This window comes from Ruegeria sp. A4, assembly GCF_056543025.1.
Genome location: NZ_JBQGAW010000007.1, coordinates 67,523 through 83,526, shown reverse-complemented (window position 1 = coordinate 83,526; position 16,004 = coordinate 67,523). Strand labels below are relative to the sequence as shown.

The window sequence follows — 16,004 nt, the reverse complement described above, 5'->3', positions numbered from 1 at the left end:
CTTACCTCGTGGTTTTTTCTAATCAGCATTGACGCTGGAATGCAATTGCAACTTGACCGCTAAGCGGGTTCCCACACGAAAATGTCGTCAAATTAGCAACACTTGCGTGCCGACCTTCGCCATCGAGAACAGCTCGGCAATGTCTTCGTTGAACAGACCGATACAGCCATTCGACGACCGACGTCCGATTTTTCGCGTATCGTGCGTTCCGTGAATGCGATAGTACTTCCAACTCAGGTATAAAGCATGTGTTCCCAGCGGGTTATCCGGCCCCGGAGGGATATAGTCAGGCCATTCCGGGTTTCGCTTTTTCATGGACGGTGTCGGAGACCAGCTGGGCCCTTCAACCTTTCTGATCACGCTGGTACGCCCCCGGCGGGTCAGTTCCTCGGTCAGGGGAACCGATGAAGGGTAGAGTTTGTATATACTTTGATCATCTGACCAATAGTGCAGCGCGCGCGACACGGTATCGACCAGAATGGCACCGTTTCTGGTGTTCGAAAAATACGGCTGCCAATCCAGCGCCCGGAAACCCGATACGTTACGGCGCACCGACGGTTCGGGTTCGGGTGCAGGGCGCAGCGGATCACCGGGGATGTACTGCGCCAGTGCGGGTGTTGCCAGCGTTGCAGTGGCCCCAGCCAGAAAACCCCTGCGTGTGGACGTTTGAATGCGCTTTTTGACCATGACAACGGGTCCTGTGTTCAAGTGAGGTCTGAAATCCGTGACATTCTATTGCCAGAATGCTTCAGTCGCAAATCAAACCGGCAGAATCACGCAAGTTTAGGCTATTGCGCGTTTGCTCAGAGCTGTCAGGCGCGCTATGCCCTGTAATGACACAATAACCAGGTCGATCATGACGCGTATCGTTTCTTTACTCTTGATTTGCTTTGTCGCGCTGGCGGCATGTACAGACACCGGCACCACGACCATCGGTGCAGACGGTCGCCCGCTGCCCACGGTCTACAAAATTCGCGGCAACCCGGAAAAGTTGCAGTTCCGTATGGTTGATTCGGTCAATGCCCTGCGTCAGGCCCAAGGATTGCAGCCTGTCCAGCTGAACTCGCAGCTGAACGCAGCAGCGGCGACCCATTCCAAGGACATGGCCAGACAGAACCGGCCCTGGCACTTCGGGTCCGACGGCTCCTCTCCGATCGATCGGGCTGCGCGGGTCGGATATTTCGGCACGTTCCTCGGTGAAGCAATTTCCGAGACCTACGAAACCGAAACCGAAACCCTTGCCGCTTGGATGCAGGAACCCGGACCGCGCGCCGTGATCATGGACCCCAAGGCCACGCAGATGGGGTTCGCCTGGCATCAAGAAAAAGGCGGGAAAATCTGGTGGACGCTGGAAATGGGAACCGGCGGCTGACCCCGATCACCGTACACACAAAAAAGCCCCCGAAATCCGGGGGCTTTTTTTCTGATTACGCTGCTTGCATAGACTGCGCTTCGGTCAGGATCGCATAAAGCTTGACCGGATCGGGGTTCGCCCGAAGCTTGGTGCACACCGAGGTGTCCCTCAGCGTGCGTGACACAAGGGCCAGCGCCTTGAGGTGATCGACGCCGGCCTCTTCCGGTGCAAACAGTGCAAACGCAATGTCCACGGGTTGACGGTCAACCGATCCAAAGTCGATGGGCTTTTCCAGCATGACGAATACGCCCGAAACCGAATCAAGCTCGGGCAACCGCGCGTGCGGAAGCGCAACGCCATGCCCCACGCCGGTCGGGCCCAGGCTTTCCCGTTCGAGCAGACAGTCGACTACGGCCTGAGAATCGAGGCCCAGATTGGCGGCTGCGACATCGCCGATTTCCTGAAACAACCGCTTCTTGCTGGAAGCGGCGGATAGTACACGTACTGCTTCGGGCTTCAGTATGCTCGAAAGCTCCATGATCATGCTCCATAGGCACGGCACCCGCGTCGGCGGGTGCGGCCCCGTATCCTTGCCTGTTAAGGATCAATCCAGCCGATGTTACCGTCTTCGCGACGATACACGACGTTCAATCCATCCTTGTTCTCATTTCTGAACACCAGCACCGGGGCACCGGCAAGTTCCATTTGCATCACGGCTTCACCTACGCTCAAAGATGGGATTTTTGTTTCCATCTCAGCCACAATCATGGGCTGCAGCGATTCGGGTTCATCGGCCGCGTCCGATTCGTCAGAAGCGAGGATATAAGAGGACGCTCCAAAGAGTTCAACCGGCTCGGACCGATCCTTGTGGTGGTCCTTCAAACGACGCTTATAGCGCCGCAGTTGTGTTTCCATTTTGTCGCAGCATGCCTCGAACGCAGCATAAATTTCGGTTGCATGCGCCTTGGCCTGAGCGGTCAACCCGGTGGACAGGTGCACTGTTGTTTCGCATACATATTCATGCGCTGAACGGGAAAAGACGACGTTGGCATCGGTAGGCCGCTGGGCATATTTACCCACAACCTCGCCCAATTCGGTCTGCACGTGAGTCTGAAGCGCCGCACCGATGTCGATCTGTTTTCCGCTGATTTGGTAACGCATGTGATCTCCTTCACAATTCACACCCATTCTGACGTCACGTTACGCGACGAACTTGTTTTTATCGGGTGGGGGGTCGAGACACTTTCCGCGGTTGTCTTAACTCCAGCCCTTCAACGAAGGGACAACGATCTCCAGACTGGAACCGGGTAAATGCCATGGGACAATTGAGGCAAGAGACGACGGAAGAGTCAATCAAAACAGGTGTGTATATACGCGATTTCCGCCATGCATCCGACGCAGACCATAACAAGCCTATGAAATACGGAAGTTTTCGCCAAGATAGACACGGCGGACATTCTCGTTCTCGACGACCTCGTCCGGTGTGCCCGACATCAGAACCTGCCCGTCATGCAGGATATAGGCGCGGTCGACAATTTCCAGCGTTTCCCGCACGTTATGGTCGGTGATCAGAACACCGATCCCCCGTTTTTTAAGGTCGGCAACCAGATGTCGGATATCGCCGACGCTGATCGGGTCAACACCCGCAAATGGTTCGTCCAACAAAAGATATTTCGGGTCTGCGGCCAAACATCGCGCTATCTCAACGCGGCGGCGCTCACCGCCGGAAAGGGCAAGAGCGGGCGCGCGGCGCAGATGTTCGATCGAAAAATCCGACAACAGCTCTTCCAGCCGTTCTTTCCGCCTGTGAGCATGAGGAACCGTGATATCCAGTACCGCGGCGATATTGTCCTCGACGCTCATGCCGCGAAAGATCGACATCTCCTGCGGCAGGTAACCGATGCCCATTCGCGCACGCCGGTACATCGGCAACGTCGTAACATTCTGGCCGTCAATCGTGACTTTGCCGGCCTCTGGGAAAACAAGCCCCGCCACGGAATAAAAGGTCGTGGTCTTACCCGACCCGTTGGGTCCCAACAGGGCAACGACTTCGGACCGGTCCAGTGTCATCGAGACATCGCGGATCACCGTTTTCTTACGGTAGGATTTCCGCAGCTTCTCGATGCGCAGCCCGGAATTGCCTTCGGCCACTGACAGGTCGGGTCGCGCCATCAGTTGTTTCCCTGCTGAAGGATCGTCTTGACGCGCCCGGTCATGGTCGCTGTGCCCGTTGTCAGATTGGCGTTCATCTGATCGCCGCTGATGATGCTGGGGCCTTGCGTCAGCAGGACATTGCCTTTCATGACGATCACACCGGATTCGATCGTGTATTCTGCCCAATCGCCCTCTGCCGCATCGGGCGGGCTGACCAGAACAACATTCTCGGTGGCTTCCATCCGTTCAATCGCCGAACGTTCCTCGTTGTAGATCACGAGAACCCGTTCAGCGGTCAGCCGCATTTCGCCCTGAATGACGACGACATTTCCGAGGAATTCGGCAGAACCGTCCTCCTGGTTGACGTTCAATATTTCGGATGTGACCTCGACCGGAAGGCTCGGGTCGGCATTTGCAGAACCAAAAGCCACCTGCGCCTCCTGCGCAGTCGCGGTTACGGCACCTGCAAACAGAGCAAGGCACAAAGGAACAAAACGAAAATCGAACACAGGTTATCTTTCTGCTTTTTCAGGCTCGTATACCAGCTTCACGCCGTCTGTAAAAACAATATGGACCGGTCCGTCCTTTTTTTCAGTCCCAAAGGTCATGCGGCCGGCGGAAAAATTGCCGATCGGCCCGGTTCCGTTCACCCGCCCCGGCGTGTCGCCCCGGATTTCGTCCAGCGACGTGTTGAGCAGGTCAGTCGTGACTTGAAGCCCGTCGGCAGTGGTAATCACCACGTCGCCGACAAAAGTTGCCGTGCCCTCATCAGGGCGGATCAAACCTGAATTGGAATCCAGAAATATCGTTCCACCGCTGAGAAGCCCCAGCCGGCCCCGAAATTCGGATGCGGTCGGGGTTTCGTCTTCGCCGCCCTGCTTGGCTTGGATGGCTTCGATCTGAACATCCTCGCCTTTGCGGGTTGTCCCGCGATATTTCGGCTGTGTGACCACCTGTTGCGCCAACCGCTCGTCAATGTCTTTTTCTGCGAATGGCACTGATACGTTGGTTTCGATGCTGCGGGATAGCAGGAACACTGTAGACAGCATCAGAATGGCCGCAAGCGGCAACAGAACCTTCAGGAACTGTACCATGCGGGAATACCTGTCCAATTCGGCCTCCCTCAGCCCAGACCGACGCGCAAGCAGTCGTGGATATGCAGAAGACCCAGCGCCTGCCCGGATGCAGCCTCGTCGACCACAAACAGCGAAGTGATCTTGCGATCATTCATGATCGCCACCGCCTCTTCGGCCAATGCGTCCGGTGTTATGGTGGTCGGATTGGCGGTCATGACCTGCTCGGTCGTTTTGTCCAGCAGACCGTCCATGTGTCGCCGCAAGTCACCGTCCGTAATGATGCCCGACAAATGCCCCTGCGCATCCGTTACACCGGCCACGCCGAAACCCTTTTGGCTGATTTCGATCAGCGCGTCGCTCATCGGGGTGTTCGCCGCGACCAGAGGCAAGGCGTCGCCGGTATGCATCAGGTCACGCACCGTACTCAGCCGTGCACCCAGCTTTCCGCCGGGGTGGAAGGCGCGAAAATCCTCGGGGCGGAAGTCGCGATACTTCATCAGCGCAATGGCCAGCGCATCGCCCATGGCAAGGGTCAGCGTCGTCGAGATCGAAGGCACCATGCCGAAACCGCAGGCCTCGCCCATCGCCGGGATCAGCAGATGCACATCGGCCTGTTTCATCAACGTGCTTTCTGGCTTGCTGGATAGCCCGATCAGCGGAATGCCAAAGCGGCGCGTAAAGGCAAGCAGGTTGGCCAGCTCGGGCGCTTCGCCCGAATTCGAAATCGCCAGCACCACATCGCCTTTGGAAACCATGCCCAGATCGCCATGGCTGGCCTCGGCCGGGTGCACGAAATAGGCGGGCGTTCCGGTACTGGCCAGAGTGGCGGCAATCTTGTGGCCGATATGGCCCGATTTTCCGATGCCGCTGATGATGATGCGCCCGGTTGCTTTCAGGATAAGATGCACCGCCTCTGCAAAATGCTCGTCAAGGCTGTCGGCCAGCACGTCCAGCGCGCGGGCCTCGTCGGTGACGACCTGGCGGGCGGTTCTCAGGAATGCTTCGGTGTCGGTCATGAGTGTGCAAAGATATCCGTTTCGGGCCAACCGGCGAGGTCCAGCTTCGCACGCATCGGCAGGAAATCAAAACAGGCCCGCGCCATCTCGGTCCGGCCCTCGCGCGCCAGCCGTTTGTTCAACTCGTCGCGCAGGCGGTGCAGATAAAGAACGTCCGAGGCTGCATAGTCCAGCTGAGCATCGGTCAGGGTATAAGCGCCCCAATCGCTCATCTGCTGTTGTTTCGAGATATCCACGCCGATCAGTTCCTGGCACAGGTTCTTCAGCCCGTGGCGGTCGGTGTAGGTGCGCACCAGCCGGCTGGCGATCTTGGTGCAGTAAACCGGCGCGGCCAGGGCGCCAAAGGTGTGATACATCGCGGCGATGTCGAACCGCCCGAAATGGAACAGCTTCAGGACATCGGGGTTTTCCAGCATGGCACTCAGGTTCGGGGCTTCGGTCTGGCCCTTGTCCACCTGGATGATATGGCTGTTTCCGTCACCGCCTGACATTTGAATCACGCACAGGCGATCGCGATGCGGGTTCAGCCCCATGGTTTCACAGTCAATGGCCACAACGGGGCCCAGATCCAGCCCATCCGGCAGATCGTTTTTGTACAAATGGTTCGCCACGCGACTATTCCTTTGTGCGATATCGCCCCCGAGATAGGCGGTTTGGTCCCCAAACTCAACGCCGTCCGAAAGTCGCGGGCCATTCGATGCCAAATCCTTGACCATATCCCCATCGGGAGGATATGGATAAGCCATGTCAGACAACACCCACCAGTCACATTCGCAGATCACGGCCCGGCTGAAGCGGGCCCATGGGCACCTGGCCAAGGTCATTGCCATGCTCGAGGAGCACGCGCCCTGTTCGGACGTCGCCCAACAGTTGTTTGCAGTAGAAAAGGCCGTCACCAATGCCAAACGCGCTTTGATTCATGATCATATCGAACACTGCCTGTCCGCTGACGACGATGGCGGTGGGATCGAAGACTTCAAGGCGATTACAAAGTACCTCTAAGCCATGCTGAGTATTCTGAAACACCGCACCTACCGCCACCTGTTCGCCGCCCAGATCGTTGCTCTGACCGGAACCGGGCTGGCCACGGTCGCCCTTGGGCTGCTCGCCTTTGATCTGGCCGGGAATGCTGCGGGACTTGTCCTTGGCACGGCACTGACGATCAAGATGGTGGCTTATGTCACCGTTGCACCGCTCGCCGCTGCTTTTGCCGAGCGTCTGGATCGTCGCAAGATGTTGGTCGTGCTGGACCTGATCCGCGCAGCGGTTGCAGTATGTCTACCTTTCGTGACTGAAGTCTGGCAAATCTACGTGCTGATCTTCGTGCTCCAATCGGCGTCGGCGGGCTTTACGCCCGCCTTTCAGGCCACGATTCCGGACGTTCTGCCAGACGAAGCTGAATACACGCGTGCCTTGTCACTGTCACGCCTGGCCTACGATATGGAAAGCCTGCTGAGTCCCATGTTCGCCGCCGCATTGCTGCTGCTGGTCAGCTTCAACAGCCTGTTCTGGGGTACCGCGCTGGGTTTTGTCGCATCGGCAATGCTGGTTGTCTCGGTCGTGCTTCCGTCACCTAAGCCAAGCCGATCCCGCGGCATCTATGACCGCACCACACGCGGCATACGTATCTATCTGAAAACACCCCGGTTGCGCGGGCTGCTTGCGCTCAGCTGGAGTGCGGCGGCCCTGAGCTCGATGGTGATCGTGAACACCGTGGTCATCGTGCGTTCCAATCTGGGCCTGTCGGAAAGCGCGGTGGCCATTGCCCTGGCGGGGTTCGGGGGTGGGTCGATGCTTGCAGCCTTTACCTTACCCCGCCTTCTGGACCGGATCGAGGACCGTCGTGTCATGGTCGCGGGCGCCGCTTTTGCCACTGGCTCCATGGCCGTCGCCGCGATGTTGGCCGCAGCTGCTCCTCTGTCGCTCGGGTTGCTGACCGCGTTGTGGGCATTCACCGGTTTCGGATACTCAACCACCCTGACACCTTCGGGCCGCCTTTTGACCCGGTCGGCCCACCCCGAGGATCGCCCAGCCGTCTTCGCCGCACAGTTTACCCTGTCGCATGGTTGCTGGCTGGTTCTTTACCCGCTGGCGGGGTGGTTGATGACCGTGTTCGGCCCGACCGTTACACTCAGCAGCATGGCGACGCTGTCCGTGGCGGGCGTCGTCGGTGCAATCGGCCTGTGGCCGCGCCTCGACCAGGAACCGATCACCCATGATCACCCCGACCTGCCGCCCGATCATCCACATCTGGCCGGGTCAGGCCCGCACGCGCATCCGATCATCATCGACGATCTGCACCCGCGCATCCCGCGCGAACCCTGAGCGGGCGCTTGGACCTGATCTCAACCCGCAATGACCACAAACCAGAGCCCCAATGGACCAGCTTGACCGTCGCATCATCGCCGCCCTGCAAGCCAACGCGCGCGCCTCGACCACGCAGATTGCGACCACGCTGGGTGTGGCCCGGACAACCGTGCACGAGAGAATAAACCGGATGGAACAGCGCGGCCTGATCGAAGGATATTCCGTGCGCCTCGGGTCCACCGAAGACACCCCGAAAGTGCAGGTCATCGTCATGCTTGAAGTGCAGCAAAAGGAAACCAGCCGGATCATCAAGCGGCTCGAAGCCTACCCAGAAGTCAAACTGTGCCTGTCGATCAACGGAGAGTTCGACCTTTTGCTGTCCGCAGAGGCGCCAAGGCTGGAGGATCTGGACATTCTGGTCGATGACCTGGCGAAAATTCCCGGTGTCTTGCGCACCAATACCAGCGTTGTTTTCGGGCGCAGGATAGATCGAAACTGAAGCGGCGATAACTCTCTGTAAACCGATCGTTGGCTAGCTTGGCCGGGAGAGATCAGAATCCCGGACCGGCAGAATGCCAAATCAGAAGTTCCCGCTTTTACTCATGATGCATATGCTTTTTGCGCAGGCAGGGTTTGCCATGCCAGATGCCAAAACCGGTGACCTGTGCGATCATGCCGCGCGCCGCGCCGCTTTGTCCGAAGGCGTGCCCCTGGACGTGCTCCGCGCCATCTCGCGCGTTGAAACCGGGCGCAGGCTGGACGGCCGGTTGCAGCCTTGGCCTTGGACAATCAACGTCGGCGGTCAGGGATACTGGTTCAAGTCCGAGGTCGAAGCCAAGGCCTATGCGTTCAAAATCTTCAAATCGGGCACCCGCAGCTTTGATGTCGGCTGTTTTCAGATCAATTATCGCTGGCACGGCAAAGCCTTCCGTTCGATCGACGCGATGTTCGATCCAGATGAGAACGCGACCTACGCCGCCCGGTTCCTGAATGAACTCCATGCCGAGCTAGGTTCGTGGCCCGCAGCCGCGGGGGCTTATCATTCCCGCACGACACCCCTTGCCGAAGCTTACAAAGAGCGGTTTCAAACGGTGCTGGCACAGCTCGAAGGGGCCCCCCGAACCCGGGTTGCGGGCACGTCTCGGGATCCGTTCACCGAGGCCGGACTCCCCTTGATTCCCATTCCGACGGCCTCGCCCCGCACCGGCGCGCTTGGGTCTCTGGTGCCAGCCGCAGGCGCCGCAACCGCGTTTATCGCCTTCAACTAGGAGTTTCGCGTGCCCAAGGTAAACATCCAGTCGCTGTTTTCGCCTACTGTCCTGCTGGCGATTGCGCTGATGACGGTCATCGTCATGATGATCCTGCCCATGCCAGCCTGGGTGCTGGACGTGGGGTTGGCGGCCTCCTTTGCCCTGGCCATCCTGATCTTCACCCTGACGCTGTTCATTGAACGCCCGCTGGACTTTTCGTCCTTCCCGACGATTCTGCTGGCGTCTTTGATGTTGCGCCTGTCGCTGAATGTGTCGTCGACGAAACTGATCATCGGGCAGGGGCACACCGGCCCGAATGCTGCAGGAGACGTGATCGAAGGTTTTTCCAGTTTCGTCATGGGCGGCAGCATTTTTCTTGGCCTAGTGGTGTTCGGCGTGCTGCTGATCGTGAATTTCATGGTCATCACCAAAGGCGCCGCCCGAATGGCCGAAGTCGGCGCGCGCTTTGCGTTGGACGGGATGCCCGGCAAACAACTTGCGATCGACAGCGACATGTCCGCCGGGGCAATCGATCATCAGCAGGCCAAGGAACGGCGAGAGCTGGAACAGCAGGAGACGACATTCTTCGGTTCGCTCGACGGTGCGTCGAAATTCGTGAAAGGTGACGCCGTCGCCGGGCTTCTGATCACGTTGCTGAACCTCGTCATGGGCCTGGTCATGGGCGTCGTCGTACATGGAATGCCCGTGGCCGCGGCGTTCGAAACCTATGCGATTCTCACCGTCGGCGACGGGTTGGTGTCCCAAATTCCCGCCGTCATCATTTCCATAGCGTCTGCCCTTCTGCTGGCACGAGGCGGCACGCAGGGGGCCACGGACAACGCCATCTTTTCTCAACTTGGCCGCCACCCGGCAGCATTGTCCACCGTCGCGGTGCTCATGGTCCTGTTCGCTCTGGTGCCCGGTCTTCCTTTTCTGCCGTTCATCCTCGGCGCGGCCATTCTGGGATATGCGGCTTACAATGTTCACCGAAAGCAGCAAGACGCAGACGCGTCGGCAAAACTGCCCTCGACCGAAACCGAAGCGCCGACATCCCAGGCTATCGGCGACATCCTGGACCTGGATGATGTCCATCTGGAGTTCGCTCCGGATCTGGTCAGCATGGTTCTGAATCCTGGCACGGGGCTGGACGCTCGTATCGCCAATATGCGGACCTATGTGGCGTCGACCTTTGGCCTGATCCTGCCCGAAATCCGCCTGACCGACCGCGCCGACCTGCCGACCGGGACGTATGTGATCAAGGTTCAGGGCGTCGAACAGGCACGCGGTGTCTTGCATCCCGATCTCATCCTGGCGCTCGTGCAGGACGGGTTTGACCTGCTGCCGGAGGGCAATGACGTGACCGAGCCGGTCTATGGTGCTCCGGCGCGCTGGATCCTGCCGAAAGATCAGGAGGACGCCGCGCTGAGCGGTGCCACCATAGTTTCACCGCCCGAGATTCTTGCCACCCATCTGCTGGAGATCATCAAACAGAACTTCTCGCGCCTGCTGACACTGAAATCCCTCCGGCGCCTGCTGTCGGAAATGACCCGCCTGAGCGACCCGGTACGCGCCGAAGCCAACCGTAAGCTGCTGGACGAACTGATCCCCGACAAAGTGCCGATCGACACGTTGCACGCTGTTCTGCGCCTGTTGCTCGACGAACGTGTGTCGATCCGGAACATGGCGCTGATTCTTGAAAGTGTCGCCGAGGCGCGGCTGACCACAACCCAGCCCGAAGGCATCTGTGAACTTGTGCGTCAGCGTCTTGGCTTTCAGTTGGTCGCGGACATGAAGCGCGAGGATGGTTCGATCCCTCTGATCCAGTTGGCCCCGGAATGGGAGGACACATTCGCCTCTTACCAGATCGACGCCCCAAATACCGGCATGGATGTCGCGCTGCCCCCGAACGTGTTCAACAAACTGGCCGACGGAGTCGTGAGCACCATCGCCAAATCCGCTGACAACGGTCTGTTTCCAGCCGTCGTGACCTCGACCCGGCGTCGTCGGTTGCTGCGCACCGTCATGCAAGCACGCGGCGTGTCCAACCCGGTTTTGTCCTTCGAAGAAATCGGGCTGGAAGCCAAACCTGCCTTGGTCGGAACTGTTGCAGCGTGATTGCCCTGCCGCCAGAGATGCTGTCGCAGCTGGCCGAAGCAATCTGGCAGGCCTTTGTCGTGTTTCTGCGCGTCTCCGCTCTTGTTTCGCTGCTTCCAGCTTTCGGTGAGCGCAGTATTCCGACACGGGTAAAGCTTGGTGCTTCCGTTGCTTTCACGCTGATCATACTGTCCGCTGCGCCCCCCGTCAGAATAGATCCCAGCCTTTGGGCGACCGTGCGGCTGGTCGGCACCGAAGTTCTGATCGGGCTTGTCCTGGGGATAGGCCTGCGCCTGTTCGTTCTCGCGCTGCAAACCGCGGGGTCTATTGCGGCTCAGTCCACGTCATTGTCGCAACTGCTGGGTGGCGCGGCGGCCGATCCGATCCCCGCCATGGGATACCTGCTGACCCTGGCAGGACTGACACTTGCCGTAATCATGGACCTGCACATCCGGGCCGCGCAGTTCCTGATCCAGAGTTATGCCCTGTTCCCAATAGGGCTGGCACCTGATGCCGCGGATGCGTCGCGCTGGGGATTGCATCAGGTCGCCAACAGCTTTGGGCTGGCTTTTGCACTGGCAACACCGTTCGTCATCGCCTCTTTGATCTACAACCTGGCACTTGGGGTCATCAACCGGGCAATGCCCCAGCTGATGGTGGCCTTCGTTGGTGCTCCTGCAATCACCTTCGCCGGGCTGTTTCTGCTGTTCGCCGGCACACCGCTGATCCTGTCCGTGTGGGCTGACGCGCTGGTCGCCTTCTTCACCAACCCGATGGGAGCGCAAAGATGAGTGCAGGTGATGACGACAGCGACAAGTCATACGAGCCGACACCGCAAAAGCTGCTGAAAGCGCGCGAGAAGGGTGAGGTTCCAAAATCCAACGACTTGTCGGTCGTGGCGGCATATACCGGGCTTCTGATCGCCCTGCTTACAGTCGGTCAATACAGTGTCGAGCATATGGGCACCGGGTTCATGGTTCTGATCGATCAGTCCGACGCATTTGCACGGCTTCTGACGGATGGGCCATCGCATGCTCCGGTTGCGGGGATATTGAAAAGTGCCCTGCTGCCTGTTGCTTTGCTGTTCTGCCTTCCTGCCGCGGCTGTTCTGCTGAACTTGATCGCCCAGCGCGCGCTGATCTTTGCCCCAAGCAAATTGAAGCCAAAACTTTCGCGTATCTCTCTGGTTTCGAACGCAAAGAACAAGTTCGGGCGGGGCGGCCTGTTCGAGTTTGCCAAAAGCACCACCAAACTGTTGATCTACAGCACCTGCCTTGCGCTTTTTCTGAAAGCCAATCTAACCGAGATTCTGTCTGCCAGCGCGGCGCCGGCAAAGTCATCCATTCTGCTGATGATGAACCTGCTGTTTCGCTTTCTGTTCATCGTGATCGCGATCGCACTGGCCATCGGGGTTGTCGATTTTATTTGGCAATATGCCGAACACATGCGCAAGAACCGTATGTCGCGCAAGGAGATCATGGATGAAACCAAGGATGCCGAGGGCGACCCTCATGTCAAACAACACCGGCGCCAGCGCGCACAGGAAATCGCAACCAACCAAATGTTGGCAGATGTTCCAGGCGCGGATGTCGTGATCGTAAACCCCACCCATTATGCTGTGGCGCTTAAATGGACACGGGTTGCGGGCAGCGCCCCGGTTTGCGTTGCCAAAGGGGTGGACGAAATCGCCGCCACCATCCGATCCGCCTCAGGAGAAGCAGGCGTTCCGATCCATTCAGACCCTCCCACAGCTCGCGCCCTTCACGCGACCGTGGACATAGGTCAGGAGATCGCCGAAGAGCACTATCGTCCTGTTGCCGCCGCGATCCGGTTTGCCGAAGCGATGCGAAAACGCGCGAAGGAGCAAGTTCGATGACCCACACGCAATTACCCGATCTGGAAAAAGTGACCAACGCTGCGTTTCAGAAGCAATTTCAAGTGCTACGACCGATCCTGGAGGCCGAGGCACGGATCAAGCAGCAACTTGCCAGATTGGACGGTCAACTCCGTCAGGCGCGTCAAGACAGCACCAAGGTCGAAGGCTATCAGGTTTCAGGGACCGACGTTCTCTGGAATAGTTGGGAGTCCGCGACGCGGAGACAATTGAACCTGCAACTGGCACGAACGCGCGCGCAGAAACTGGCCGGAATGGAAGCTTTGCGTACTGCCTTTGGGCGAAAACAAGCGGTGGAAAAATTGCGAAAGAAAGTTCAGCAAGCAAACCGAAAAGCAAATGCCAAAAAGCACTTCGGGCCCTAGCTTGACCGACCCGAATTATCGGGTCGGTCAGTGTCAGCTATCTTGTCGGTTTACACTCAGGATCAGCACTTTGGACACGTCGTCGCCAAATTCTTTGCGCGCCACTTCCAGCAAGGAATTCCGCAATACATCCAGGTTCCCGGATTCTGTAAAAGCCCCGTCAAAGCCACCCGTGTTTGCATGGTCAAAAAGAACCTGAAGAAAGCCATCCCTGAGTTTAGGCTCGATTGCATAATAGGTTTCTGTAATGGCCGGGTTCGCCTCAAGGCTCAGCGACAGCGTTACCATGGCTTCGATCTGGTCGTCTTTTACAACGGGGACGACGAATTGCTTGGTCATTTTCAGATAACCAAAGCTCTCCCCCTTGCCTTTTTCCTTTGATTTCCCGGTTTTCTTGCCGGCCGACTTATCCTCTTTGACTGCTTCTTTTTCGGCAACGGCAGTTTCAGGTTTTTTTGCAGGTGCAAGAACCAGACCCGCGCCAATACCCGCACCGAGTCCAACAATCAGAAAAATCACGGGAATCAATTTCGCGACCACGATCTCACCTCAGAACGGCAAAAGGGAATCAAGAACCTGCTGACCATAGCGGGGTTGCTGGACATCCGTTATCTGCCCTCTGCCGCCATATGACATGCGCGCTGACGCGATTTTGTCATAGGTTATTTCGTTTTGCCGCGATATGTCCTGCGGCCGGACATATCCCGTCACAAGAAGCTCTCGCAGTTCGAAGTTGACCCGCAACTCCTGGGACCCCGATATTGAAAGAACTCCGTTCGGCAACACATCCAGCACTGTTGCGGCAACACGCAGGGTCAGTTTTTCATTTCTCCTGACGGATCCCCGGCCAGAGCTCGAGGAATCCGCTTCAATCGAAACGGCTTCATCCAGTGACGCGCCCTGGGGCAGATTCTTTTGCACGCGTTGAGGCAGGCCGAAGAGGCTGGGGACTTCGAGGTTCTCGGACCCAGATCTGGATCGTCTGGTGTTGTTCGAAATTTCTGCCTTCTCGTCCAGCTCGATGACAACGGTCAGGATGTCGCCTTTCTTGATCGCGCGCTGGTCGCCCAACAACGAATGCTGCCCGCCGCTCCACAAAGAGGACCGGTCGACGTTTCGCTGGGGTTGGGTGTGCAATGGCAAACCCGGCCACAACATTGCAACCTGTTCCGGGGAATCCTCGTTGGGTGTGAAACTTGGCGGTTTGCCCAAATGATCCATTCGACCACATGCGGACAAGGTAAAAGCCGTCAGGACAAGGGTTTTTGGCAATCCGTGCATCACTGTACCTCGATTTGACCGTCCGGACGGATTCGGCCTGTTACGGTTGTTCGGGATGAAAGGTTCATGACCCGAATGCGATCCCCCGCCGCGCCGCGCCCCAAGGCCCGGCCCTCGGTGGTGATCGACAAGGGTTGGCTGCTGAACACCAGCACGACCAAATCGTTTCGATCCACGATGGCAGGTGGCCCGACATCAGTGCCGCGAATTGGCCGACCGGGGTAGAGCGCCACCCGGGCCTCTTGTCCGATCAGAAGATCAGGGTCTGAAATTGCATCGGCAACATCTGTTGGCTTCAACTCGAGATCGGTCGCAGAAATGACTTCCTTGGACCGGATCGTACGTGTCGGCACCACAATGTCAGCCTGGGCGGCAATTGGCACCAGAAGCACCAGAGAAAGAACCAGAAGTCGCATCACCGTACCTGCGTTGTCGCGCTCATCATCTGGTCCACCGCCGTGATGACTTTGGCATTCATCTCATAGCCGCGTTGCGCTTCGATCAACTCGGTAACTTCGCGAACGGCGTCAACCGAACTGTCTTCCAGATAACCCTGTCGCAAAGTTCCCAGACCGTCTTCGCCCGGCGTACCCAGAACCGGAGCACCGGAAGCTTCGGTTTCCTTGAACAGATTGCCTCCGACGGCTTCCAGGCCTTTGGCGTTGGAAAAACTGGCCAGCGTAAACTCCCCAAGCAACTGACCTTCGGGGGAATCGTCAAAATATGCATAGACCTCGCCCGACGCGTTGATCGAAACAGAATGCGCATCGTCGGGGATGGTGATTTCCGGCGAAACCGCAAACCCGTCAGAGGTGACGATCAGGCCCTCTGCCGACCGCTTCAAACTGCCGTCGCGCGTATACGCGGCCTGACCGCTGGGCAAGGTCACCTCCAGATATCCGCGACCTTCGATTGCAACATCCAGGTCGCTCCCGGTGGCCGACAAGGCCCCTTGTTCCAATTGCACTGTCACCGCGGCCGGTCGCACACCCAGACCCAGTTGAATACCCGTGGGCAGAACCGTTCCGTCCGACGCGTTCACGGTGCCGGCCCGCGCCATCTGTTGATAATGCAGGTCGGCGAATTCGGCCCGTCGGGCGTTGTAGCCGGTGGTGTTCATATTCGCGAGGTTGTTCGAGATCGTCTCGACCCGCATCTGTTGCGCTGTCATCCCGGTGGCGGCAATTTTAAGGGCCCGCATGTCTATCTCTCC

General features: G+C 58.2%; 21 protein-coding genes. 9 read left to right on the top strand and 12 right to left on the bottom strand.

The window, feature by feature from the left end:
• Positions 1–87 precede the first annotated feature (87 nt).
• Positions 88–687 (bottom strand): L,D-transpeptidase, encoded by a 600-nt coding sequence (locus tag ACR0E2_RS16840; protein WP_152459769.1) that lies wholly within the window; start codon positions 685–687, stop codon positions 88–90.
• Positions 688–856: 169 nt separating this feature from the next.
• Here ACR0E2_RS16840 and dalA point away from each other — a divergent pair, with 169 nt between their 5' ends.
• Positions 857–1,372: a divisome-associated lipoprotein DalA gene (gene dalA / locus ACR0E2_RS16835; RefSeq protein ID WP_152459768.1), complete on the top strand. Its 516-nt coding sequence runs from the start codon at positions 857–859 to the stop codon at positions 1,370–1,372.
• A gap of 55 nt (positions 1,373–1,427) precedes the next feature.
• Here dalA and ptsN read toward each other — a convergent pair whose 3' ends face one another.
• The 7 genes from ptsN to ACR0E2_RS16800 form a co-directional block, all read right to left on the bottom strand.
• The gene (gene ptsN, locus ACR0E2_RS16830; RefSeq protein ID WP_117872900.1) at positions 1,428–1,892 is read right to left on the bottom strand and encodes a PTS IIA-like nitrogen regulatory protein PtsN; all 465 of its coding nucleotides are present in this window, start codon (positions 1,890–1,892) and stop codon (positions 1,428–1,430) included.
• 59 nt (positions 1,893–1,951) lie between these two features.
• Positions 1,952–2,515, bottom strand: coding sequence for a ribosome hibernation-promoting factor, HPF/YfiA family (hpf, locus tag ACR0E2_RS16825; RefSeq protein ID WP_152459767.1), 564 nt, complete (start codon positions 2,513–2,515; stop codon positions 1,952–1,954).
• A 252-nt stretch (positions 2,516–2,767) separates the two neighbouring features.
• Entirely contained in the window at positions 2,768–3,526 is a 759-nt protein-coding gene (gene lptB / locus ACR0E2_RS16820; protein ID WP_152459766.1) for an LPS export ABC transporter ATP-binding protein, read from the bottom strand.
• The gene (locus ACR0E2_RS16815) at positions 3,526–4,017 is read right to left on the bottom strand and encodes an LptA/OstA family protein (protein WP_480447230.1); all 492 of its coding nucleotides are present in this window, start codon (positions 4,015–4,017) and stop codon (positions 3,526–3,528) included. The genes lptB and ACR0E2_RS16815 overlap by 1 nt, the downstream gene beginning before the upstream one ends.
• A 3-nt stretch (positions 4,018–4,020) precedes the next feature.
• Positions 4,021–4,602, bottom strand: a complete 582-nt coding sequence (locus ACR0E2_RS16810) for an LPS export ABC transporter periplasmic protein LptC (RefSeq protein ID WP_245218082.1) — start codon at positions 4,600–4,602, stop codon at positions 4,021–4,023.
• A gap of 29 nt (positions 4,603–4,631) precedes the next feature.
• Entirely contained in the window at positions 4,632–5,600 is a 969-nt protein-coding gene (locus ACR0E2_RS16805; RefSeq protein WP_480447228.1) for a KpsF/GutQ family sugar-phosphate isomerase, read from the bottom strand.
• Positions 5,597–6,211 carry a ribonuclease D gene (locus ACR0E2_RS16800; RefSeq protein ID WP_480447226.1) on the bottom strand — a complete coding sequence of 205 codons (615 nt, stop codon included), beginning with the start codon at positions 6,209–6,211 and terminating at the stop codon, positions 5,597–5,599. Before ACR0E2_RS16800 ends, ACR0E2_RS16805 begins: the two co-directional genes overlap by 4 nt.
• Positions 6,212–6,344: 133 nt before the next feature.
• On the opposite strand from ACR0E2_RS16800, the gene ACR0E2_RS16795 reads away from it, so the two are divergent.
• The 8 genes from ACR0E2_RS16795 to ACR0E2_RS16760 all read left to right on the top strand — a co-directional run bounded on the left by ACR0E2_RS16795 (position 6,345) and on the right by ACR0E2_RS16760 (position 13,510).
• Positions 6,345–6,602: a metal-sensing transcriptional repressor gene (locus ACR0E2_RS16795; protein WP_152459761.1), complete on the top strand. Its 258-nt coding sequence runs from the start codon at positions 6,345–6,347 to the stop codon at positions 6,600–6,602.
• Between the two features lie 3 nt (positions 6,603–6,605).
• Positions 6,606–7,925: an MFS transporter gene (locus ACR0E2_RS16790; RefSeq protein WP_480447224.1), complete on the top strand. Its 1,320-nt coding sequence runs from the start codon at positions 6,606–6,608 to the stop codon at positions 7,923–7,925.
• Between the two features lie 52 nt (positions 7,926–7,977).
• Positions 7,978–8,406 carry an Lrp/AsnC family transcriptional regulator gene (locus tag ACR0E2_RS16785; RefSeq protein ID WP_224857921.1) on the top strand — a complete coding sequence of 143 codons (429 nt, stop codon included), beginning with the start codon at positions 7,978–7,980 and terminating at the stop codon, positions 8,404–8,406.
• Between the two features lie 103 nt (positions 8,407–8,509).
• Complete coding sequence (locus ACR0E2_RS16780) at positions 8,510–9,175, top strand: transglycosylase SLT domain-containing protein (protein WP_480447222.1); 666 nt, start codon at positions 8,510–8,512, stop codon at positions 9,173–9,175.
• Between the two features lie 69 nt (positions 9,176–9,244).
• Positions 9,245–11,272 carry a flagellar biosynthesis protein FlhA gene (gene flhA, locus ACR0E2_RS16775; protein WP_480447331.1) on the top strand — a complete coding sequence of 676 codons (2,028 nt, stop codon included), beginning with the start codon at positions 9,245–9,247 and terminating at the stop codon, positions 11,270–11,272.
• Between the two features lie 17 nt (positions 11,273–11,289).
• A complete protein-coding gene (locus ACR0E2_RS16770) occupies positions 11,290–12,042 on the top strand; it encodes a flagellar biosynthetic protein FliR (protein WP_480447221.1) in 753 nt (250 codons plus the stop codon).
• Positions 12,039–13,127, top strand: coding sequence for a flagellar type III secretion system protein FlhB (gene flhB, locus ACR0E2_RS16765; protein ID WP_480447219.1), 1,089 nt, complete (start codon positions 12,039–12,041; stop codon positions 13,125–13,127). The genes ACR0E2_RS16770 and flhB overlap by 4 nt, the downstream gene beginning before the upstream one ends.
• Positions 13,124–13,510, top strand: a complete 387-nt coding sequence (locus ACR0E2_RS16760) for a hypothetical protein (protein ID WP_480447217.1) — start codon at positions 13,124–13,126, stop codon at positions 13,508–13,510. The genes flhB and ACR0E2_RS16760 overlap by 4 nt, the downstream gene beginning before the upstream one ends.
• Before the next feature lie 33 nt (positions 13,511–13,543).
• Here the strand turns inward: ACR0E2_RS16760 and ACR0E2_RS16755 are convergent, their stop codons facing one another.
• From ACR0E2_RS16755 to flgG, 4 genes are read right to left on the bottom strand one after another with little or no spacing between them, the layout of a single operon-like run.
• Positions 13,544–14,050: a flagellar basal body-associated protein FliL gene (locus ACR0E2_RS16755; protein ID WP_480447215.1), complete on the bottom strand. Its 507-nt coding sequence runs from the start codon at positions 14,048–14,050 to the stop codon at positions 13,544–13,546.
• A 9-nt stretch (positions 14,051–14,059) separates the two neighbouring features.
• A complete protein-coding gene (gene flgH, locus ACR0E2_RS16750; protein ID WP_480447213.1) occupies positions 14,060–14,791 on the bottom strand; it encodes a flagellar basal body L-ring protein FlgH in 732 nt (243 codons plus the stop codon).
• Positions 14,791–15,207: a flagellar basal body P-ring formation chaperone FlgA gene (gene flgA / locus ACR0E2_RS16745; RefSeq protein ID WP_480447211.1), complete on the bottom strand. Its 417-nt coding sequence runs from the start codon at positions 15,205–15,207 to the stop codon at positions 14,791–14,793. The genes flgH and flgA overlap by 1 nt, the downstream gene beginning before the upstream one ends.
• A complete protein-coding gene (gene flgG, locus ACR0E2_RS16740; RefSeq protein WP_480447210.1) occupies positions 15,207–15,992 on the bottom strand; it encodes a flagellar basal-body rod protein FlgG in 786 nt (261 codons plus the stop codon). The genes flgA and flgG overlap by 1 nt, the downstream gene beginning before the upstream one ends.
• Between the last annotated feature and the right edge of the window lie 12 nt (positions 15,993–16,004).

What these genes read in the sequence shown, in the direction of transcription:
- ACR0E2_RS16840 (WP_152459769.1), bottom strand. Translation starts at nt 687, where the DNA reads ATGGTCAAAAAGCGCATTCAAACGTCCACACGCAGGGGTTTTCTGGCT.
- dalA (WP_152459768.1), top strand. Translation starts at nt 857, where the DNA reads ATGACGCGTATCGTTTCTTTACTCTTGATTTGCTTTGTCGCGCTGGCG.
- ptsN (WP_117872900.1), bottom strand. Translation starts at nt 1,892, where the DNA reads ATGGAGCTTTCGAGCATACTGAAGCCCGAAGCAGTACGTGTACTATCC.
- hpf (WP_152459767.1), bottom strand. Translation starts at nt 2,515, where the DNA reads ATGCGTTACCAAATCAGCGGAAAACAGATCGACATCGGTGCGGCGCTT.
- lptB (WP_152459766.1), bottom strand. Translation starts at nt 3,526, where the DNA reads ATGGCGCGACCCGACCTGTCAGTGGCCGAAGGCAATTCCGGGCTGCGC.
- ACR0E2_RS16810 (WP_245218082.1), bottom strand. Translation starts at nt 4,602, where the DNA reads ATGGTACAGTTCCTGAAGGTTCTGTTGCCGCTTGCGGCCATTCTGATG.
- ACR0E2_RS16805 (WP_480447228.1), bottom strand. Translation starts at nt 5,600, where the DNA reads ATGACCGACACCGAAGCATTCCTGAGAACCGCCCGCCAGGTCGTCACC.
- ACR0E2_RS16795 (WP_152459761.1), top strand. Translation starts at nt 6,345, where the DNA reads ATGTCAGACAACACCCACCAGTCACATTCGCAGATCACGGCCCGGCTG.
- ACR0E2_RS16790 (WP_480447224.1), top strand. Translation starts at nt 6,606, where the DNA reads ATGCTGAGTATTCTGAAACACCGCACCTACCGCCACCTGTTCGCCGCC.
- ACR0E2_RS16785 (WP_224857921.1), top strand. Translation starts at nt 7,978, where the DNA reads ATGGACCAGCTTGACCGTCGCATCATCGCCGCCCTGCAAGCCAACGCG.
- ACR0E2_RS16780 (WP_480447222.1), top strand. Translation starts at nt 8,510, where the DNA reads ATGATGCATATGCTTTTTGCGCAGGCAGGGTTTGCCATGCCAGATGCC.
- flhA (WP_480447331.1), top strand. Translation starts at nt 9,245, where the DNA reads ATGACGGTCATCGTCATGATGATCCTGCCCATGCCAGCCTGGGTGCTG.
- ACR0E2_RS16770 (WP_480447221.1), top strand. Translation starts at nt 11,290, where the DNA reads ATGCTGTCGCAGCTGGCCGAAGCAATCTGGCAGGCCTTTGTCGTGTTT.
- flhB (WP_480447219.1), top strand. Translation starts at nt 12,039, where the DNA reads ATGAGTGCAGGTGATGACGACAGCGACAAGTCATACGAGCCGACACCG.
- ACR0E2_RS16760 (WP_480447217.1), top strand. Translation starts at nt 13,124, where the DNA reads ATGACCCACACGCAATTACCCGATCTGGAAAAAGTGACCAACGCTGCG.
- flgH (WP_480447213.1), bottom strand. Translation starts at nt 14,791, where the DNA reads ATGCACGGATTGCCAAAAACCCTTGTCCTGACGGCTTTTACCTTGTCC.
- flgA (WP_480447211.1), bottom strand. Translation starts at nt 15,207, where the DNA reads ATGCGACTTCTGGTTCTTTCTCTGGTGCTTCTGGTGCCAATTGCCGCC.
- flgG (WP_480447210.1), bottom strand. Translation starts at nt 15,992, where the DNA reads ATGCGGGCCCTTAAAATTGCCGCCACCGGGATGACAGCGCAACAGATG.